The following is a 17,030-nucleotide window of genomic DNA, read 5'->3' on the forward strand; positions in this document are numbered from 1 at the left end:
TTTTTTGGATGAATCTAAATTCTGTTATTGATTTTCACATAAAGTTTATATTATATATCTACGGCTCGTCTTTATTTTGACACAAAATCGTGTCGACGAAAAACGTTTTAGTTTTTATTTTAAATTTAAAATAAAAACGTGTGTGTTTTTGTGTTTTTTGAACACAGTTTTACAAATATGGTGATAGAAATGTCAAAAGAAGAAATTTTAAAAGCATTAGCTGACGCCGTAATTTCCGGCGACGATGATGCAGCTGTTGAATTTGCTCAAAAAGCATTGGATGCAGGAATTGACCCGCAAGAAGCGATTGTTGACGGATTGGCCAAAGGGATGGCTGTCATGGGAGACAAATACGAACGCGGAGAAGTTTTCGTTCCCCATTTAATGATTGCTTCGTCTGCTTTGTATGAAGGAATGGATGTCTTAACGCCTCATATTAAAGTGAACAGTGCAAATCGCGCCGTTACCGGTATCATCGGAACAATTGAGGGAGATGTTCATGACATCGGTAAAAATCTTGTTAAAACAATGATGGCTGCCGCCGGTTTTTCAATGATTGATCTCGGCAACGATGTTCCGTTGGAAAACTTTATCGCAGCAGCGAAAGAAAACAAAGCCGATTTGATTTCTGTCAGCGCGCTCATGACCACAACCATGACCGGCATGGACAAAATTTCGGAAATGCTTCTTGAAAACGGTTACCGCGACTCCCTTGTTTTCATGGTCGGCGGCGCGCCGGTTTCTCCGCAATACGCCCAAACCGTCGGCGCTGACGGCACCGCAAAAGATGCAGCCGGCGCAGTTTTGTTTGCAAAAGAAGCCACTTCCAAACTCGGCCCGGCAGAAGAACGCTGGAGCGACTCAAAGTTAAGCGTTACAAAGACAAAATACAAAGACGCGGTTCTCAAAAAGAAAGCGGCTGCAGGTGCTGTCGGAAACATCGGTGCCGAATCCGCAAAGAAAGTCTTAGAAGAATACAATAAAGTCGGCACTATCAAAGCAGCTAAGATGACTCACATGGATCGTGTTTTCTCGGCGCTTGATGACAAGAAAGTTGACCGTCTTCCGGTTTCGCCGCTGGCGTGTAGTGTTGTCAGAAAACTCGTGCCGTGTTCCTACAAAGAATACGCAACGGTTCCCGAGAAATTCGGTGATGTGACTTATGCCGCTGCCAAATATCTTGATATGGACACATTTGTCGGTTTAACGGATTTGTCCATCATGGCAAACGATATCGGTGCCGGTGTCACAATCCCTGAAGAGGACACAGCTTCTATTACAACCCACCTCAAGGATTACGAAGACATCGAAATCCCTGAAGTTAAGAAAGGAACCAGAATCTACAACCACATTATGGCCGGCAAAGACGCGAAAGAAAAAATGCACCGCGAAGAAACAAGCGCGCCATTTGTTGCTTTCCATGAAGGTCCGTTGCTCACATTAACACAGGCAATGGGCGCAGATCGCGTTTTGTATGACATGAAAACAAATCCGGGAGACGTTCATAAAGCACTCGATAAAATCACGGATTTCGTTTGCGAAGTGTCAACCGAATTCTTCGATCAAGGCGCAGCCGATGCGATTTGTGTCGACAACCTTTGGTCCAACAATGTGATCATGAGTGCCGACCAGTATTGGGAATTTGACGGCAAATATGTTTATGACCGACAGCTGCCCATTTTCAAGAAATATGACGCGCCGTATGTCATTCACAACTGCGCTGACGCCGTTCACTTCGACATCCAGATCCGCAAGTTCGGAACTTCCATGTACAGCTACGCTTACTACGAGAAGAACAGAGACAAAGGATCCAAGAACTATGCCGATTTGATTCCGGAATATTCCGACATCTGCTGTATGTTCGGTGAAGTTGAGCCGATTCAGTTCATGAACAACGACGAGCAAACTTTCCAAAATATCAGAAACGACACAGTCAACTTGATGGATGGTGTTTTGACAACACTCAAAGACAACGGCCGCCAATCCAAATATGTCTTGTCAACCGGTTGTGAAGTGCCGCCGGAAGGCTCTTTGATGGCTGTTCGAACCATGGTTGAAACCGTCAAAGAAGTCGGTGAAGACAGATACAAACAAATTATCGGCTGACCTCATATACGGTCCCGAAAAAATAGAAGAAACGGCAGATGTTGCACTCAATAATGCAATACTGCCGCTTCGCAATTTGTATGTTGTGATCGGCACCGGTGGTGCTGAATATTTGAGGATGGATGAGATTTTGCTGAAGCGGCAATTTTTCATCTTTTTGAATGTTTATATCCGAAATACAAGACACAGATACAAATGACCACAAACAGCGGGATGAAAATCGCCCATGCGTTTCCTGCGTTGCCGTCTTTGGGCCCGTCTGCTTCAGTGTTCTGTGCGCCGCCTTGAACGGTTGCGCCGCCTGTCGCACTGCCTGCTGCACTGCCGGCTTCATTACCTGCCGCGGCAGGAACGTAGGTTCCGGGCGGTTTCATTTCCGTTATATCCTTCTGCGGTTCGTTATTTTCAACGACGGTTGCGCTTCCCGTTCCGCTGCCGCCACCGTTTCCACCTGTGCTGTTTTTGTCATCATCTCTGTCTTCTTTATCTTTATATTCGAATAACGGGTATGTAACGCCTTCATTGATATACCAGATTGTATTTCCTTCAGGATTGTCTGAAATATCCCAGCCGGAGTCCGCGAAAGTCATGAATGATTTCATTTCTTCAGTTGTTCTGCCAAGTTCTTCGTCTTCCAGTTCCGGAATTACCAAAACGTCAGTGTGATAATATTCGTATAAGTCTTCTCCGAAAAATAAATTCTCAATGTCGTAATATGAGTTTTCGAATGTGCATAATTGGGGGAAAGATTTGTTGACATATCTGTCCGGGAAACCTAAGCCGCCGACAAATTTACTTTTTGAAATGAATCCTGAGGAATAACAATTTCTGATTGTTGATGTGTCGGGTTTTCCAATTAAACCGCCGACGATATCTTCTCCGGCACCGCTTATGTTTCCGGATGAATAACAATTCTCAATAATACAAGAGGAGTTTACACTTCCGATTAAGCCGCCAAGTAAGGAACCATATGTATCATAGGAGTCGCTGTAAATGTCGCCGGTTGCAAAGCTTACGGAAACAGTGGAGTCCCATGCGTAAGAGATGAGACCTCCTCTCTCGGAACCGACTTTGATATCGGGAGTTGCGGAACAATATTTGATTTCCGAATATCTTGCCTCTCCCACGAGACCGCCGACTTTTCTAATGAAATCTTCATCGGCATTTTCGGCAGCGCGAATGACGTAATTTCCTTTAACGGAACAGTTTTCAATCAAAGCATATTCTGTTTTTCCGACAAGTGAACCGAACGGTCCGCCCATAACTAAGAAATCACCGTTCATAATAATTTTTAAATCGCGAACGAAGGGATCAATTGCTTCTTTTGTAACAACTTCCTCCCCGTCAATTATTTCGGTTACGTCATCACCTTTTCTAATTGTGCCGAATAATCCGTAATTTTCCGTAGACCCGGGATCTTCTGCATCAATAAATGTTGTTGCTTTTGTAAATGTGATTGAATGGCCTTGGCCGTCAAATGTTCCGGTAAACGGTTCCCAAGATGTGCCGATCGGATGCCATTCGCTGTCTGTAATTTGAATATCTTTTGTTAATCTAAAACCGGCATCCAAGTTTTCTGATACTTCTTTTAATTGGTTTACATTTTCAATCTGAAACGGGTCTTCCGGTGAACCGTCGCCACCTGCAAATGCGGCGGATGCTGTTCCGCAAAGACAAAAACCGATTGCTAAAGCAACTATACATGAAATTAATATTGTTTTCGTTTTTTCTGTTTTTAAATACATATGTCCTTCACTCCTGAAATGGGCAAAGTTGTCGTTTTTGTTTTTAAATCTCGCCGAATACATTCTCGCCGGCGATATTTTTGTTATCTTATAAATCTGAAACATAAGTTGTCATATTTTTCAGATTCATATAATTTCCATTTTTTAAAAATGTCTGCAACGGTTGCCATTTTTATAATCAATACAAATCAAAAAACAAGCTTTAAAATCTATTGACCTACACCGTCAAATAAAAAAACAAAAACCATTCTATATATAATTTTTCAAATGTAATTATTTGCCTAAAAAATATGTTTTTATCTTCCCTTCAAAGTTATAAAAGTTTTCTAAAAAAAATTTCAATTCCGTCGCAGCAACTTTGAAAAACGCAAAACATCTCTCAAAATTGTAAATGAAATAAACAATTTTTAAACACCCTGCTTCCCGATAAACACCCGAAACCAATGGCGAAGCCGCAAAAATCGCAGCGTTTTCAACAAACGCCGCCCACTCTCGCTTATGAAAAATTGTGAGTGAAGCGAGCAATTTTTTTGTAAATCTATCGGGATACGAAAAGGCGTCGTGAATTGATTTATTTTTGAAAAACGGACATGTTTTTTTGCAAACTTTTTTGAAAATGGAGCGAGTCACGCGCGGCGTGAGCCGCTAAAAATCGCGAAGCGATTTTTCACAAACACCGCCCTCCAATCGACGGCGAAGCCAAAAAATCGCAAAGCGATTTCTGCAAACACCGCCTTCCCCCCACCTTGAAATTTTGTGAGGCGAAGCCGCAAAACGCGCAGCGTTTTCAACAAACACTCTCCTCCAACCATAGGCGTAGCCCTAAAACGCGCAGCGTTTCACAAACACCGCCCTCCCCCCGCCTTGAAATTTTGTGAGGCGAAGCCGAACAAAATTTTTTTACATAAAATCAGTCAAAGAAGTCTTCTTTATTTTATGATTTTCAAATGTCTGAATGATATCCTGTTCTAAGAGTTCAATCCGCTCAAGCGTGTATTCAGAAACGTGGTACTTGATTGCGACTTCTTTTGAAACTTCCACATATTTTCGAACTGCGCCCTCATGAACAGTTAAAATAATGTTTCCGCCGCCGCATTTCGGACATGTTCCCGTCAAAGGCGGGCGTCGGTATTTCGCTTCACATTTGATGCAGCGGAAAGTCTGTTTTGAAAACGCGCGGAGGTTTCCCATAATATCCGGGAGGAAATGTGATTTTAAAACAAGTTCGGCAACATTAGATTCATCCACCGCGCGGATTTTTTCAGCCAGCTGAAGCTGCGCTTCCATTTTATCCGTCATCGTTTCCAATGTTTTGTATGCGGAGAACGCCGGGCCGCTTGCGATGTTTGTCGTGCCGTGCGTGAACATGAAATTCTCATACTGATCCGGCGTTTTCAGGCGGCTGCTGACCAAATCCATTATTTTTGAAATTTCGGCCGGATTTTTGTATTCTTCCGTTGCTAAATAAAAAGCGTGCGGATACCGAGCGCACATGTCGATATTATGCGCTTCTTTATCAATTTCATTCGGGTCAATGCGAATTGTTAAAACCAGCGGGGCATCCATTTGACCGCCGCGTTTGTCCGGCAAATATTCGCGTGAAAAGTTGAGCATACCGTCAAGCAGCAGCATGACACAATCTTCGTCACCGTCACAGTTCCGGCGTTTGGAAGCGTGGAAATACGGGTGCGCGAATCCGACAGATGCTTTTGTAAAGCCTGCCAAGCGGCCCAAAACGCCGGCCGATGTGTGCGGCGCCAATCCGATGACCATCACGCCGAGCAGATCCTTAATGGTTTTACAGTTGTAATACGGGTCGACACCATAGTATTTTTTCAGCAAATCATCAATGTACTGCGTTGTTTTCAATAAATATTCGGCACAATCAACGGAAATAATCAAATCCTGAACAAAAAGGCAGACAACTTGGTCATCTAATTCCAAATCCTTGCCGTAAATGTCCTTTTCATATCCGAGTTTTTTCAAATCTTCAGCGGTAATGCCGAGCTCGTCGGCGCGAATGTGCGTTAACGGAATGTCGGACATATCATAACGGGCGGTTCCGTCTTTGAAAATATAAACATCATGAAGCGCGCGCAAAATTCCTTTTTCAAGCGGTTCCGGGGTTTTTGCCCGGCTCATTAATTCCTTGACACCTTTGATTAAATCAAAATTATCGCGAACACCGAGACGCTCGATGGCTTCTTTATATATCGGGCGGAATTCAATTGCTTTTTTGCGACCGCCCATTGTCGGCTTTTCGCATTTCGGGCATTTCGAATCCGATGTTTCAATCCCGCAGCGCGGACAAAACAGTCGCTCGATTGTAAATTCACCGCAGCCGCATCGCCATTTGTGTGTTTCCCGACCGCAGCGCGGACAGACACGCATCCCGATCTTAATTTCAAATTTACCGGTCGTCGCGTTCATATCTTCGCGGTATTCGGAAGCGTTGACGAGGTTTCTTGTTTTCCCGCCGTGTTCGCCGATCGGGAAAAGAACCTGCGCTGCCGGTGACATCTTACGAAGCGCCGATTTTTCCGGTCGTCCCATACGCGCGCCGATTCTGGATGGGGCACGGGCTTTGACCGTCATATTTGAAATTTTGCTGACGGCGTCAATGGTTAGTTCAATGCCGGCTGATTTGATTTCTTCACTTGTCCATGCTTTTTTAAACGATTTATCTTTTTCAACCGTCACGCTGAGACATCTTAAAACGTGTGTCGGCGGTGCAATCAAAATCCGTTTTTCACCGTCGATTTCTCTGACTTTATGTAAAATTAAAATGTTTTCCAAAAGCGGTTTGATGCCGTCATCGACTGATTTTTCGTAGGGGAGTGACAAACACGAAACACTTTCCGTTTCGTATTCATAATCCTCCAATTTACCGTTTTCGGCAATGAAATCCGCTATTTTTTCCAATTCTTCCAAGTACAAATCATGCCATAAATAGTTATAATCAGGGTGAAGCGGAATCCCGGCATCGGCAAATAAAAGAGCTTCTTCTTCCGAAACGTGTTTTAATTTTTCAACATCGTCGGGATTCGGGAAACGGGAAATGTCGACCTTTTTTTCCTCTTTTAAACGGTTATATCCGTTTTCATAATCGTAAAGCCACCACTCAAAACAATACGGCGACGGCATCAGCTGATGATTATTCTCTAAAAAGTCCCCGTAATTGAATAAAATCTCGCCGATGTCAATAATGAATTCAATATCAGGCTTGATTTGAAGAGCCGTTTTTCCGTCATCGGCGCGAACAACGTCGCCGTTTTTCAGACGAACCGTCGGGCCTTCAATCGAGTCAACGGCTGCCATTCCGGCCGCTTTTCCGGGACGCTCCACTTTCAGCTGCGTTCCGTTTGTAATAAAATCATCTAAAATGAACATGCCGGCGGGGCTGATTCCGGCCGCGGCAAACGATGTATTTCTGGAGCGACCGTATCTTAAACGAAAACCGCCTTCACGGGACGGATGCGAAAAAAGAGGGCGGCCGGCGATTAAATCCTGAATATACTTTGTTTTGGGCTTGATTTTCAGCGTGACGGCTCCGGGTTTGCCGGATGCTGCAGGCGTATCGTCGCCTTTTTTATCTTCCGTTTTCGTTCCGGCGATGAGTTTATCTAAAAATTCCCAGCCATCCATGCTCAAATTATCGACGTGCTTCTTCACTTTCGGCGCTTTTAAAATCATGCCTTCGGCAATCACAAGTGCCATGCCGCCGCGAAGACGGTTTCCGGGGATTTCGGGCATATTTCGATAGCCTTCAACTTCCGCTTCTTCCGTTGCGTCGCCGTCAACGCAAACCGGACAATTTTCAACAATGAGGCGAATCTCATCATCTGTCGGGGAATATTGAAGCGACGCCGTTCTTTTGTAAATTCGAATTTCCTCGGCGTAGCGTTCCACCAATTCTTTGCGCGGTTTAAAACGGTCCAGACCGAGACTGCGGCGCACATAATCGCCGACCAAAACAGAAAGCGCTTGCGCAGTTCCGCCGGCACTGCGAATCGGGCCGGAATAATAAATTCTTAAAAATTCAGTGCCGTCACTGTTTTTATCAATCTTGACTTCGGCAATGCCTTCAATCGGCGCGGCGACGACGCCTTCTGTGATGACCGCCATCGACACGCGAATTGCAGCGTCAACCGACTGTTCTCTTGTCGTAAATCCGCCGACTTTTCCTTCCGCAATTTCCTTTGCGATTAAGAGGGCTGATTCTTCACGGTTTTTCCCTTCTTCTTCGATTTCACGAAGACGTTTCGCGACACCTTTGACGCCGATTAAATTTTCAACACGGTCGGCGAGGTCTTTTGCCAGCGGAATTTCAACATAAGGATGCGGATCTTCTCCTTTGGAGCGGGCGGCGTTCGCTATTTCCATCTCTGTGAATAATTTCGCTTCCAACGAATCGAAATATTTCTGCATGGCTTCGCTTTGCGCCGGTTTTTTCTCCATAGTTTTGCCTGTCAAAATGTGTTAAAAAAAGCAATAATCTAAAAAGAGCCGAAACGGAATTAAAGTTTTCCGCTTCTTATTTTGTTTGCCATCATCAGCTGGAAAATAATTGTCAGCACGATAATAAATGCGCCGGCAAAAATCAATCCCTGGCCGATTCTTGTCATCAGCGGGCTGAGGTTTAAAATCATTAAGAAAAAACCGCCGACAATAATCACCAAGTTGATGATATTGATGGTTTTGACGGTTTCAGTGATTTGTTTTCCCTGCGATTTGCTTCTGATTTTTGCTTTCTTTTCTGCGTTCACTCATAAGACCTCCCCGATACATTTTACAATTTCCGGTATATCCAGCCCGCCTTTTCTTAAAATTTTCGGCGGCGTTACCGTTAAGTCAATAATTGTCGACGGTTTTTGAATTTCAGTTTCTCCGCCGTCAATGAGTAAATCAATTTTCCCGTCCAAATCCGCTAAAACATCCGCTGCGGATTTCGGCTCTTTGCCGTCGGATTTGTTTGCGCTCGGACACGCAAGCGGACCGGCACGGCGCACAATCTCAATCGCGGCAGGATGCGCCGGCACACGAAGACCGACTGTTTCTCTTCCCGCCGTGATTTTGTCCGAAATATTCGCTTTTTTCTTTAATATAATCGTCATCGGTCCCGGCCAAAAGGCTTCCGCGAGTTTTTGCGCTTCTTTTGGGATTTCTTCTGCAATTAATTTCATGTCTTCCGCAGACGATATTAAAACGCTGAGCGGTTTTTCGGGAATCCGCCCTTTGGCTTGATAAATTTTTAAAACAGCGTTTTCATTTGAAATGCACGCGCCGAGTCCGTAAACCGTTTCCGTCGGGAATGCCGCGATTTTTCCAGTAATGAGAGCATCAGCTGCTGCCTGAACAGCGGTTTCAAAATCCTCCAACGCATAAATTTCTGTTTTCGGCATTTCAATCATCCCGCTTAGGTTTTATCAAAAGGGATTAAGCCGGCCTGATTACTGGCCGGTGTTGTATCTTAAAACAGCGACAATGCCGCCGAAAGCGGACATCAGCTGGTTGCCTTCATCAAAGTCTGTTGAAATAAAGTGAACGATTGAATTGGATTTATCAGCCAATTCCGAAAGCTCGTCAACAACGTCTCTGATTTCAATATCTGATAATTCCGCGCCGCATTTGGAACAGTTGCCGATGTCGGGAATATGTTCTCCCGGACGCCAGGTGCGTGTTTTCTGGTTCAGCTCACCGCAGCTTTGACAGGTTGCCGTCATTCTTTCCGCTCTTAAATCTTCGGAGAGAATCAGCATTTCAACGGCGTTGATTTCCAAATTGGAGCGGACGCTTTTTTCACCGTAAGAAGCGCGTCCGGATTCGGCAATCAATTCTTTGAAGAACTGCTTCATGATGTTTTTCTGCTCCATTAGCTCTAAATCCGTGAGCTTGTCAGCCGCAGCGTTCACAAGTTCATGAAGACCGGATTCATCGGTATAAGCAATGTCGAAGAGACCGATGACTTTTTTCAAAAGTTCGTGATGGAAAAATTCGCCATCTTGAAACTCTTCTTTTGTCGGGGACGGGCCGCCGATGAGAATGCCTTTGAATTCTTTGGGCTCGACCGTCAGGAAAATTTCACTGGCCGCGTCACCGATTCTCTTGTAGAAATCATGAATTGCAATCAATCTTAAACTCTGGAAACGCTGGGCACTCTGACCGCCTTTGCGCTGCTTTCCGGGGACAGTCGATGTCAGTCGGCGGTGCGCTTCAATTTTTTTGCCGACAAGCGTTCCGATGGTAGCTTCTCTTCTGTCCATCACAAGGAGGCCGAACGTTCCTTTTTCTTTGAGCATATATTCCAGCGGCTCAAGGAAAAATTCAGAGTTGCAGTGATATTTGTAAGTCACAATCGGTTCCGGCGGATTGATGACGTAACTTTCCATGCTTGTTTTGTTCGCGCCGATGTCCACCGCGCCGGTAAAATATACGATGCCGTTTTCGGGCACTTTATCCAAATATCTGAGTCTTGCCAAAAGCGAATCAATTGCGCCCTGAACATTCGTTTTCGTCAATTTGGATTTGATGTTTGACGCTTGGCTGTGTTCTTCACGCAAATCCGCGGTCACGTCTGATATTTGTTTATCTCCGGGGATATAGAGTGAGACCAATTCCGTGCTTCTTCCTTTTTTGTCGCGGAGGATCTCAAGCGTTTTTTTGAATTCATATTTGTCATGTGCTGACGTTTCTGCCATAATAAATGCACTCCGATAATCATTAAATAATAGTCATAAACAGCTTCAATTCGATTCAGTTTCCTATGGCAGCTTTTTCCTTTCAGCCGCCTTGAATCTGTCAACCGTTTCTGTAAATTTTGTATGTCATATATGTCATAATAAGATCAATTTGTTGATTTGAATTTGAGACTTAAAAGAACTCATAAATTATAAACTAATCTGAGAGAACAGCGTTTTGTTTCTTTTTTTGGGTTCATTTTTCATTTTGGTTTCTTTATTAAAAATATGGGATCCTTTTTCATTTGTTTAAAACCCGAGCCGTTCGCGCGCGCCGGGAAGCGGGAGCGGTAAGGTAGCAGCGGCAACGCAAACGACAAGGTAGCAGCAGTAACGCTAACCGTAAGGTAACAGTAGTAACGCAAACCATAAGGTAACACCGCTACCGTTCGCGCAAGCGAACGGGTGTGATAAAAATGAGCAGATGTACACAGCAAAGCAAACGCAAGTGACAATGCAAGCATCGACAAGATGCGTTTTTTGTTTGCATCTTCTTCTTTGAGCAGCCGCAAATTCCGATTTCGCTCTTCGCTTTGCTCAGGTCGAAATTCGGAATTAGCGGTCGTACCCGAAGTTCACATGATTTGTCAAAAACGGTGTTTGAGAATTAACTCAAATATTGAAAAAAACGCCCCGACTGAGATTCGAACTCAGGTCGAAAGCTCCGGAGGCTCTCAGGATATCCGCTACCCTATCGGGGCTGTCAGTTAAAATGAAATGATGAATGGAATGATGAATAAAACAAAAAAGGCGGTCATTTTTTATTAAAACGACCGCCTGATTTTATTTATTTAAGCGTCCCGGCTGAGACTCGAACTCAAGTCGAAAGCTCCGCAGGCTTCCAGGATATCCACTACCCTACCAGGACACGCCGAGAATCATGAATAGCTGATATAGAATATAAACCTTATTATCGGAATGATGAGGCGAGATGACATGAAAGCGTTTTCTGAAACAATCTCGCAAATTTTCAATATTAACCTTCATCCAAATAAACTTCATTCGGATCTGTCGGGTCCGGATACATTGAAACCAGCATCTTGTAGCAGGCATGCAATATAATTTTACAGAATATGTATAGAGGCACCGCAAATACCAATCCGAAAACACCGGCAATCTTAAGACCGGCAAGCGTGAGAATCACGGCGGTAAAAGAGCTGACCTTGACTGTTTTCATCACCATGTCCGGCAAAATGAAGAAGAAGTCAAAGAGTTGGATGACAACAACAATTCCGACGACGGCAAGCATCACTTCCGTTCCGAGCGTGTACGCGTAAACGGTGACGGGGATTGCCGGCAGAATAAAACCAATGTAAGGGGCGATGTTGAATAACCCCATCAAAATTCCGGCAAAAAGCCAATGCGGAATTCCGACAACATAAAATCCTGCGCAATAAAGGAACATAATGACAAACGCTTCCAATATTTTCATGAGTGTGTAAGCGCCCATGTCATTGGTAATATCCCGAATGGTTGTGATGACAGCGTCCTTATATTTGTCCGGAATCATAGAAATGAAGCCGTTGCGCACATTTCCTTTTTCTTTAAAATAATAGCCGGCCATAATCGGAATTATCAAACAAGAAGCAAACACGGTTGTTCCGATGAACGAAATCGTTTCAGTCGTCGACGACATAATTCCGCCGCCGGATGTTAAAACTGATTTGATGACATTTGTTGTGCTTAATTCGTAACTTAACAAATGTATGCCGAGTGGTGTATTTGAAGCGGGCGGCGGGTCTGACGTCATCTTATATGACCCGTTTTCAGAATCTGCCTCCGGAACCTCGCCGGGAATCACAATCTGGCGTTCTTCAATTGTTATATTTGTAATGTCTTCTGCCATATTTTCGGCAGTTTCATTATACTGGTCCGTGAAATCGTTCAATGAATCCAGAACCGTATTGAAATTCGCCATTAAGTTCATGGCACCTGCAAAAACCAAAATCGATATCACAAGAACAACCGAAACAGAACTGACAAGCGCAATGGCTTTTCGTTTCATTGACGAACAGCTTTCGGTCGCTTTATTGAATATTTCAATGATTTTGTTCAGCAAAACTGTTGCCAAAACACCCAACACAAGGGCAATAAACACCGGTTTGATGTAAAAAAGAAATGCGATCACAACGAATAGAAGCGCAGCTACAATCAATATGTACTGCCATACTTTTTTGTTAATTGACAATCCCATTTTGTATCTCAAACCTGACTGTTATTCCGTTTTATGTTTTTTTAAAAGTTTTCAAATTGATTAGGTTGTTTTGCCTTTTATAGTTTTCATATGATACAAATTTCCGGAATCATTTAAATTTTAATTGTTGTTATAATTATATTGTTATTAATTCCCGTAAAAACTTTAAATCATTGCAGACCCTATTCATCTCTTATGTCAATGACTTTAGGGCTTGCGGGAAAACCGAACGCCGGTAAATCCACTTTTTTTAAATCCGTTACAATGGCGGATGTTGAGATTGCAAATTATCCTTTTACAACGATTCACGCCAATCACGGTGTCGCTTACATTCAAACACCCTGCTCGTGCATGGAAAGAGATAACCGCTGCGGCAAATGCAAAGACGGTATCCGTTATGTGCCAATCGATATTATTGACGTTGCCGGTCTCGTTCCGGACGCGCACAAAGGAAAGGGTCTTGGGAATGCCTTTTTAGATGATCTGAGGCAAGCGCAAGCCATCATTCACGTCGTCGACGCGTCAGCTTCAACAGACGCCGAAGGAAATCCGATTGATCCCGGGTCCGGAAATCCTGCCGCCGACATCGAGTTCTTGGATTACGAGCTTGAAATGTGGATGTTTGAAATCCTCAATCGCAATTGGTCAAAACTTTCCCGCAAAATTAAAGCGGAAGGCATTAAAATCGAAGAAGCGGTTGCCGACCAGCTCAGCGGTGCAGGCGTGACAATCGAGCATGCCAATTATGCGCTCCACGATTCCGATTTGTATTCGGTTGAGCCGACGAAATGGTCTGAAGATGATATGATTAAACTTTGCCGAAGTATTCGAAAGGAAAGCAAACCGATGATAATTGCCGCCAACAAATTTGATGTGCTTGACGGATTGGGAATTTCGCTTGTCCAATCCGATGAAAAAACCATCATCCCGACAAGCGCCGCCGCTGAATTGGCTTTAAAATCCGCCGCAAAAACAGGCATTATCCGCTACACGCCCGGTGCCGGCAGTTTTGAAGTTGCTACCGAATTGAATCCGGCGCAGGAAAAAGGATTAAATGCCGTTCAGCATTTGCTTGAAACGCATGGCAGTACCGGTGTTCAAGAATGCATTAACCGCGCGGTTTTTGAGCTTTTGGACATGATTGTCGTTTATCCGGTCGAAGATGAAGGAAAATGGACAAACAAAACCGGCGACATGCTTCCCGACGCTTACTTAATGAAACGCGGATCAACCTGCAAAGATATGGCTTACAGAATTCACACAGATATCGGTGATCACTTCTTGTATGCGGTGGATGCCCGAACCAAAATGCGCCTTGCCGAAAAACATGAGCTTCAAAACGGCGATGTCATTAAAATTGTTTCAACGGCAAAATAAGATTAAATAAAGCAAAACAGGGTAAAATAAATCAAAATAAAGTTAAATCAAAATAAAGTAAAAATAAGACAAAATTAAAAATCAGAGCTTCAATATTTTCGGCGGCGGACTATGACTTTGGAAAACGAAGAGAACAAATTAAAAACGCTTTTACTCATCTTAAATGAAAGCGATTTGCTGGATGAGGCGAATATCAAAAATTTGTTTTCCTGTTTTCCCGGTGTTGAAAAAGAAGGTGTCGAGAATTTGATTGTTTATGTTGATTTCTTAAAAACAATTAATGCCGAAAGCAAAAAAGCTCTTGTTCATATTTTCAAAGAACGGATTCATGGGTTTGCTCTTGAATTTCCTTCTTTTTCTGTTGATATTATTGAAGATTATGAAACTCCGTCAACGGTCACTCCGTCAACGGTCATTCCGTCAACGGTTGCTCTTCCGGAAGCGGTTCAAACCAAATCGCCCGGGATGTCGGTTTGCTTTGTTTTCGGTCTCGGCGGCCGAGATGAATTGAAACAAATTTTATCGGACTTTATTACTCGCTGTCGAAATGAAGATTTTCAAACGCAAACATCGGAGATGACATCGGATTATATTTCAGACTCATTAAAACTGCCGTTTGAGCCGGATTTAATCATTTCTCACGCCAAACACACGCTGACGGATTTTATGATTTGGCAAACGGTTTATTCCGAATATTATTTCTTTGAAAAAGATGTCGGAAAAGTCACCGATTCGGATTTCAGAAAAGCCTTTGACAGTTTTTATAAAAGAGATCGGCGTTACGGCGCTTGATTTCAGGTGATTAATATGTATTACGTTTTTGTTTGCCCGTCGTGTCAGAAGCATGCGCAATTGTGGCAGCCCGGTGCCAAAACAGTCGGCTGCCAAAGCTGCAACGCAAAAATTCAAACAAACAGCCTTCGTGTTTTCGGGCCGTTTGAAACACATGCCGAAGCGGTTGAAAAGCGGTCAGCGGTTCAGGCCGAACTCAGCCAACTGCCCGGCTCGTTTTCGCAACAGGGACTCTCCGTTCCTGCCGAAAAAGAAGTTCAAATGAAGCCTCCCAAAGCCAAAAAACCGCAGCAGATTATTCTTGATGTTTTGAAAGAAAAAGGAACAATGATTGTCGGCGATTGTGAATATTATTGTTTTGAACGCGGCGTTGACAACGAAACTTTTCAAAAAATTCTGACAAAATTAATTGAGGCCGGCGAAGTTTACCGGCCGGATAAGGGATTGATTGCGCTCGTTCCTTAATCATTCATTTTTGATTGTTTTTGACAAGCAATGTTTCACCTGTCATTTCTTTCGGAATTTCCATTTCCATAATTTCAAGCAATGTCGGCGCAATATCGCAAAGCCTGCCGCCGTCTCTTAAAATCATTTTCGGCTTTTTTGTCATCGGATCAATGTTTTTATCATCCGCATAAATCATTTTAACCGGATTTGTCGTGTGTGCCGTGCATGAATCACCGGTTATCTCTTCCATGCATTCGGCGTTGCCGTGATCGGCGGTAATAAACACTGCGCCGCCTTTCTCAAGTATTTTTTCTGTCAATTTCCCGACACAAGTATCTACCGCTTCGACAGCTGCTTTTGCCGCGTCCATCTTGCCGGTATGGCCGACCATGTCCATGTTGGCGAAATTAAGAACGATAAAATCGTATTTGTCTTCATCTATTTTTTCAATCAGCGCATCAGTCACTTCAAACGCGCTCATTTCAGGTTTCAAATCATAAGTTGCAACTTTCGGGGACGGAATCAAAACACGGTCTTCGTTTTTGTTCGGCTCTTCAACGCCGCCGTTGAAAAAGAATGTCACATGCGCGTATTTTTCGGTCTCAGCAATTCGAAGCTGAGTCTTTCCTTTTGCCGCTAAGTATTCGCCGAGCGTATTTTTCAAATCTTTCGGGGGATACGCAATCGGAATTGTTAGTTCTTCGTCGTATTGCGTCATGCCGATGAAATATGTTTTCGGGAAAACTTTTCTCATGAATCCGATTTTTGCGTCCGGTTCGGTGAAAGCGTATGTCAGCTGGCGGGCGCGGTCCGGGCGGAAGTTAAAGAAAATGATGGAATCGCCGTCTTCAACCGCTGCAATTCTTTTGCCGGAGTCATTCGTTACAACAATCGGTTTGACAAATTCATCGGTTTCGCCGTTTTCAAAAGATTTTTGAAGCGCGTCTTTCCAATCGGCTGTCAAAATAATGTCCTCATCCGCCGGCGTTTCCAATGTCAGCGCATCATACGCAATTTCTGTTCGGTCCCAGCGTTTGTCGCGATCCATCGCATAATAGCGGCCGATGACGGTTGAAATCTGTCCGATTTGTTCGTCTTTTGTGAATTTTTGAAGCTCTTCCAAATCTTTCATGGCTGATTTCGGTAAAACATCGCGCCCGTCTAAAAAAGCGTGAATGTAAACACGGCTCAGCCCTTCTTTTTTCGCCAATTTCAAAAGTGCTTTTAAATGATCAATGTGGCTGTGAACGCCGCCGTAAGAGACTAATCCCATCAAATGAAGGGCTTTTTCTTTTTCCTTTGCTTCATGAATCGCTTTGAGAAGAATCGGATTTTGATTAAAAACGCCCTCTTCAATTTCTTTGTTGATTAAAGTCAAATCCTGGTAAACAATTCGACCTGCGCCCATATTCAAGTGACCGACTTCGGAATTGCCCATCTGACCGTCGGGGAGGCCGACGTCCGTGCCTGAAGTGATGCCAAGCGCGGTCGGATATTTTTCTTCCAGTTTGTCCAGGTTCGGCGTGGCGGCGGCGGCGACGGCATTGCCTTTCTCATCGGGATTGTATCCCCAACCGTCTAAAATCATTAAAAGAAGAGGTTTAGTCATGATTCAAAAAAAGAAAATAAAGA

Annotated in this window: 13 protein-coding genes and 2 tRNA genes; 4 read left to right on the forward strand and 11 right to left on the reverse strand. The window is 43.8% G+C overall.

Features of this window, described 5'->3' with window-relative positions:
• The first annotated feature begins 189 nt into the window (after window positions 1-189).
• Window positions 190-2,106, forward strand: a complete 1,917-nt coding sequence (locus C7391_RS07925) for a methyltransferase cognate corrinoid protein (RefSeq protein ID WP_133518020.1) — start codon at window positions 190-192, stop codon at window positions 2,104-2,106.
• Window positions 2,107-2,255: 149 nt separating this feature from the next.
• On the opposite strand, the gene C7391_RS07935 is transcribed toward C7391_RS07925, so the two are convergent.
• The 10 genes from C7391_RS07935 to C7391_RS07980 all read right to left on the reverse strand — a co-directional run bounded on the left by C7391_RS07935 (window position 2,256) and on the right by C7391_RS07980 (window position 12,782).
• Entirely contained in the window at window positions 2,256-3,851 is a 1,596-nt protein-coding gene (locus tag C7391_RS07935) for a GLUG motif-containing protein (RefSeq protein ID WP_133518022.1), read from the reverse strand.
• Window positions 3,852-4,477: 626 nt separating this feature from the next.
• Window positions 4,478-4,663: a hypothetical protein gene (locus C7391_RS07940; RefSeq protein ID WP_133518023.1), complete on the reverse strand. Its 186-nt coding sequence runs from the start codon at window positions 4,661-4,663 to the stop codon at window positions 4,478-4,480.
• A gap of 88 nt (window positions 4,664-4,751) precedes the next feature.
• Entirely contained in the window at window positions 4,752-8,309 is a 3,558-nt protein-coding gene (locus C7391_RS07945; RefSeq protein ID WP_133518024.1) for a DNA polymerase II large subunit, read from the reverse strand.
• A 59-nt stretch (window positions 8,310-8,368) separates the two neighbouring features.
• Window positions 8,369-8,617 (reverse strand): hypothetical protein, encoded by a 249-nt coding sequence (locus C7391_RS07950; RefSeq protein WP_133518025.1) that lies wholly within the window; start codon window positions 8,615-8,617, stop codon window positions 8,369-8,371.
• Complete coding sequence (locus C7391_RS07955) at window positions 8,618-9,253, reverse strand: L-threonylcarbamoyladenylate synthase (RefSeq protein ID WP_166627461.1); 636 nt, start codon at window positions 9,251-9,253, stop codon at window positions 8,618-8,620.
• A 48-nt stretch (window positions 9,254-9,301) separates the two neighbouring features.
• Entirely contained in the window at window positions 9,302-10,549 is a 1,248-nt protein-coding gene (prf1, locus tag C7391_RS07960; RefSeq protein ID WP_133518027.1) for a peptide chain release factor aRF-1, read from the reverse strand.
• Window positions 10,550-10,791: 242 nt separating this feature from the next.
• Complete coding sequence (locus C7391_RS07965) at window positions 10,792-11,100, reverse strand: hypothetical protein (protein WP_133518028.1); 309 nt, start codon at window positions 11,098-11,100, stop codon at window positions 10,792-10,794.
• A gap of 117 nt (window positions 11,101-11,217) precedes the next feature.
• Window positions 11,218-11,289, reverse strand: a tRNA-Arg gene (locus tag C7391_RS07970).
• A 95-nt stretch (window positions 11,290-11,384) separates the two neighbouring features.
• Window positions 11,385-11,456 (reverse strand) — tRNA-Arg (locus C7391_RS07975).
• A gap of 108 nt (window positions 11,457-11,564) precedes the next feature.
• Complete coding sequence (locus tag C7391_RS07980) at window positions 11,565-12,782, reverse strand: AI-2E family transporter (RefSeq protein WP_133518029.1); 1,218 nt, start codon at window positions 12,780-12,782, stop codon at window positions 11,565-11,567.
• A gap of 195 nt (window positions 12,783-12,977) precedes the next feature.
• Between C7391_RS07980 and C7391_RS07985 the strand changes: the two genes are divergently transcribed.
• From C7391_RS07985 to C7391_RS07995, 3 genes are all read left to right on the forward strand, one after another.
• The gene (locus C7391_RS07985) at window positions 12,978-14,159 is read left to right on the forward strand and encodes a redox-regulated ATPase YchF (RefSeq protein WP_133518030.1); all 1,182 of its coding nucleotides are present in this window, start codon (window positions 12,978-12,980) and stop codon (window positions 14,157-14,159) included.
• A gap of 111 nt (window positions 14,160-14,270) precedes the next feature.
• Entirely contained in the window at window positions 14,271-14,951 is a 681-nt protein-coding gene (locus tag C7391_RS07990; protein WP_133518031.1) for an undecaprenyl diphosphate synthase family protein, read from the forward strand.
• A 15-nt stretch (window positions 14,952-14,966) separates the two neighbouring features.
• Window positions 14,967-15,416: a DUF5817 domain-containing protein gene (locus tag C7391_RS07995; protein ID WP_133518032.1), complete on the forward strand. Its 450-nt coding sequence runs from the start codon at window positions 14,967-14,969 to the stop codon at window positions 15,414-15,416.
• Window positions 15,417-15,420: 4 nt separating this feature from the next.
• On the opposite strand, the gene gpmI is transcribed toward C7391_RS07995, so the two are convergent.
• Complete coding sequence (gene gpmI / locus C7391_RS08000; protein WP_208107086.1) at window positions 15,421-17,007, reverse strand: 2,3-bisphosphoglycerate-independent phosphoglycerate mutase; 1,587 nt, start codon at window positions 17,005-17,007, stop codon at window positions 15,421-15,423.
• Between the last annotated feature and the right edge of the window lie 23 nt (window positions 17,008-17,030).

This window comes from Methanimicrococcus blatticola, from assembly GCF_004363215.1.
In the GTDB taxonomy this organism is placed as follows: domain Archaea; phylum Halobacteriota; class Methanosarcinia; order Methanosarcinales; family Methanosarcinaceae; genus Methanimicrococcus; species Methanimicrococcus blatticola.

Coding starts and splice junctions, on each gene's coding strand:
- C7391_RS07980 (WP_133518029.1), bottom strand. CDS start 12,782: ATGGGATTGTCAATTAACAAAAAAGTATGGCAGTACATATTGATTGTA.
- gpmI (WP_208107086.1), bottom strand. CDS start 17,007: ATGACTAAACCTCTTCTTTTAATGATTTTAGACGGTTGGGGATACAAT.
- C7391_RS07985 (WP_133518030.1), top strand. CDS start 12,978: ATGTCAATGACTTTAGGGCTTGCGGGAAAACCGAACGCCGGTAAATCC.
- C7391_RS07935 (WP_133518022.1), bottom strand. CDS start 3,851: ATGTATTTAAAAACAGAAAAAACGAAAACAATATTAATTTCATGTATA.
- C7391_RS07925 (WP_133518020.1), top strand. CDS start 190: ATGTCAAAAGAAGAAATTTTAAAAGCATTAGCTGACGCCGTAATTTCC.
- C7391_RS07955 (WP_166627461.1), bottom strand. CDS start 9,253: ATGCCGAAAACAGAAATTTATGCGTTGGAGGATTTTGAAACCGCTGTT.
- C7391_RS07940 (WP_133518023.1), bottom strand. CDS start 4,663: ATGGTTGGAGGAGAGTGTTTGTTGAAAACGCTGCGCGTTTTGCGGCTT.
- C7391_RS07995 (WP_133518032.1), top strand. CDS start 14,967: ATGTATTACGTTTTTGTTTGCCCGTCGTGTCAGAAGCATGCGCAATTG.
- prf1 (WP_133518027.1), bottom strand. CDS start 10,549: ATGGCAGAAACGTCAGCACATGACAAATATGAATTCAAAAAAACGCTT.
- C7391_RS07990 (WP_133518031.1), top strand. CDS start 14,271: ATGACTTTGGAAAACGAAGAGAACAAATTAAAAACGCTTTTACTCATC.
- C7391_RS07945 (WP_133518024.1), bottom strand. CDS start 8,309: ATGGAGAAAAAACCGGCGCAAAGCGAAGCCATGCAGAAATATTTCGAT.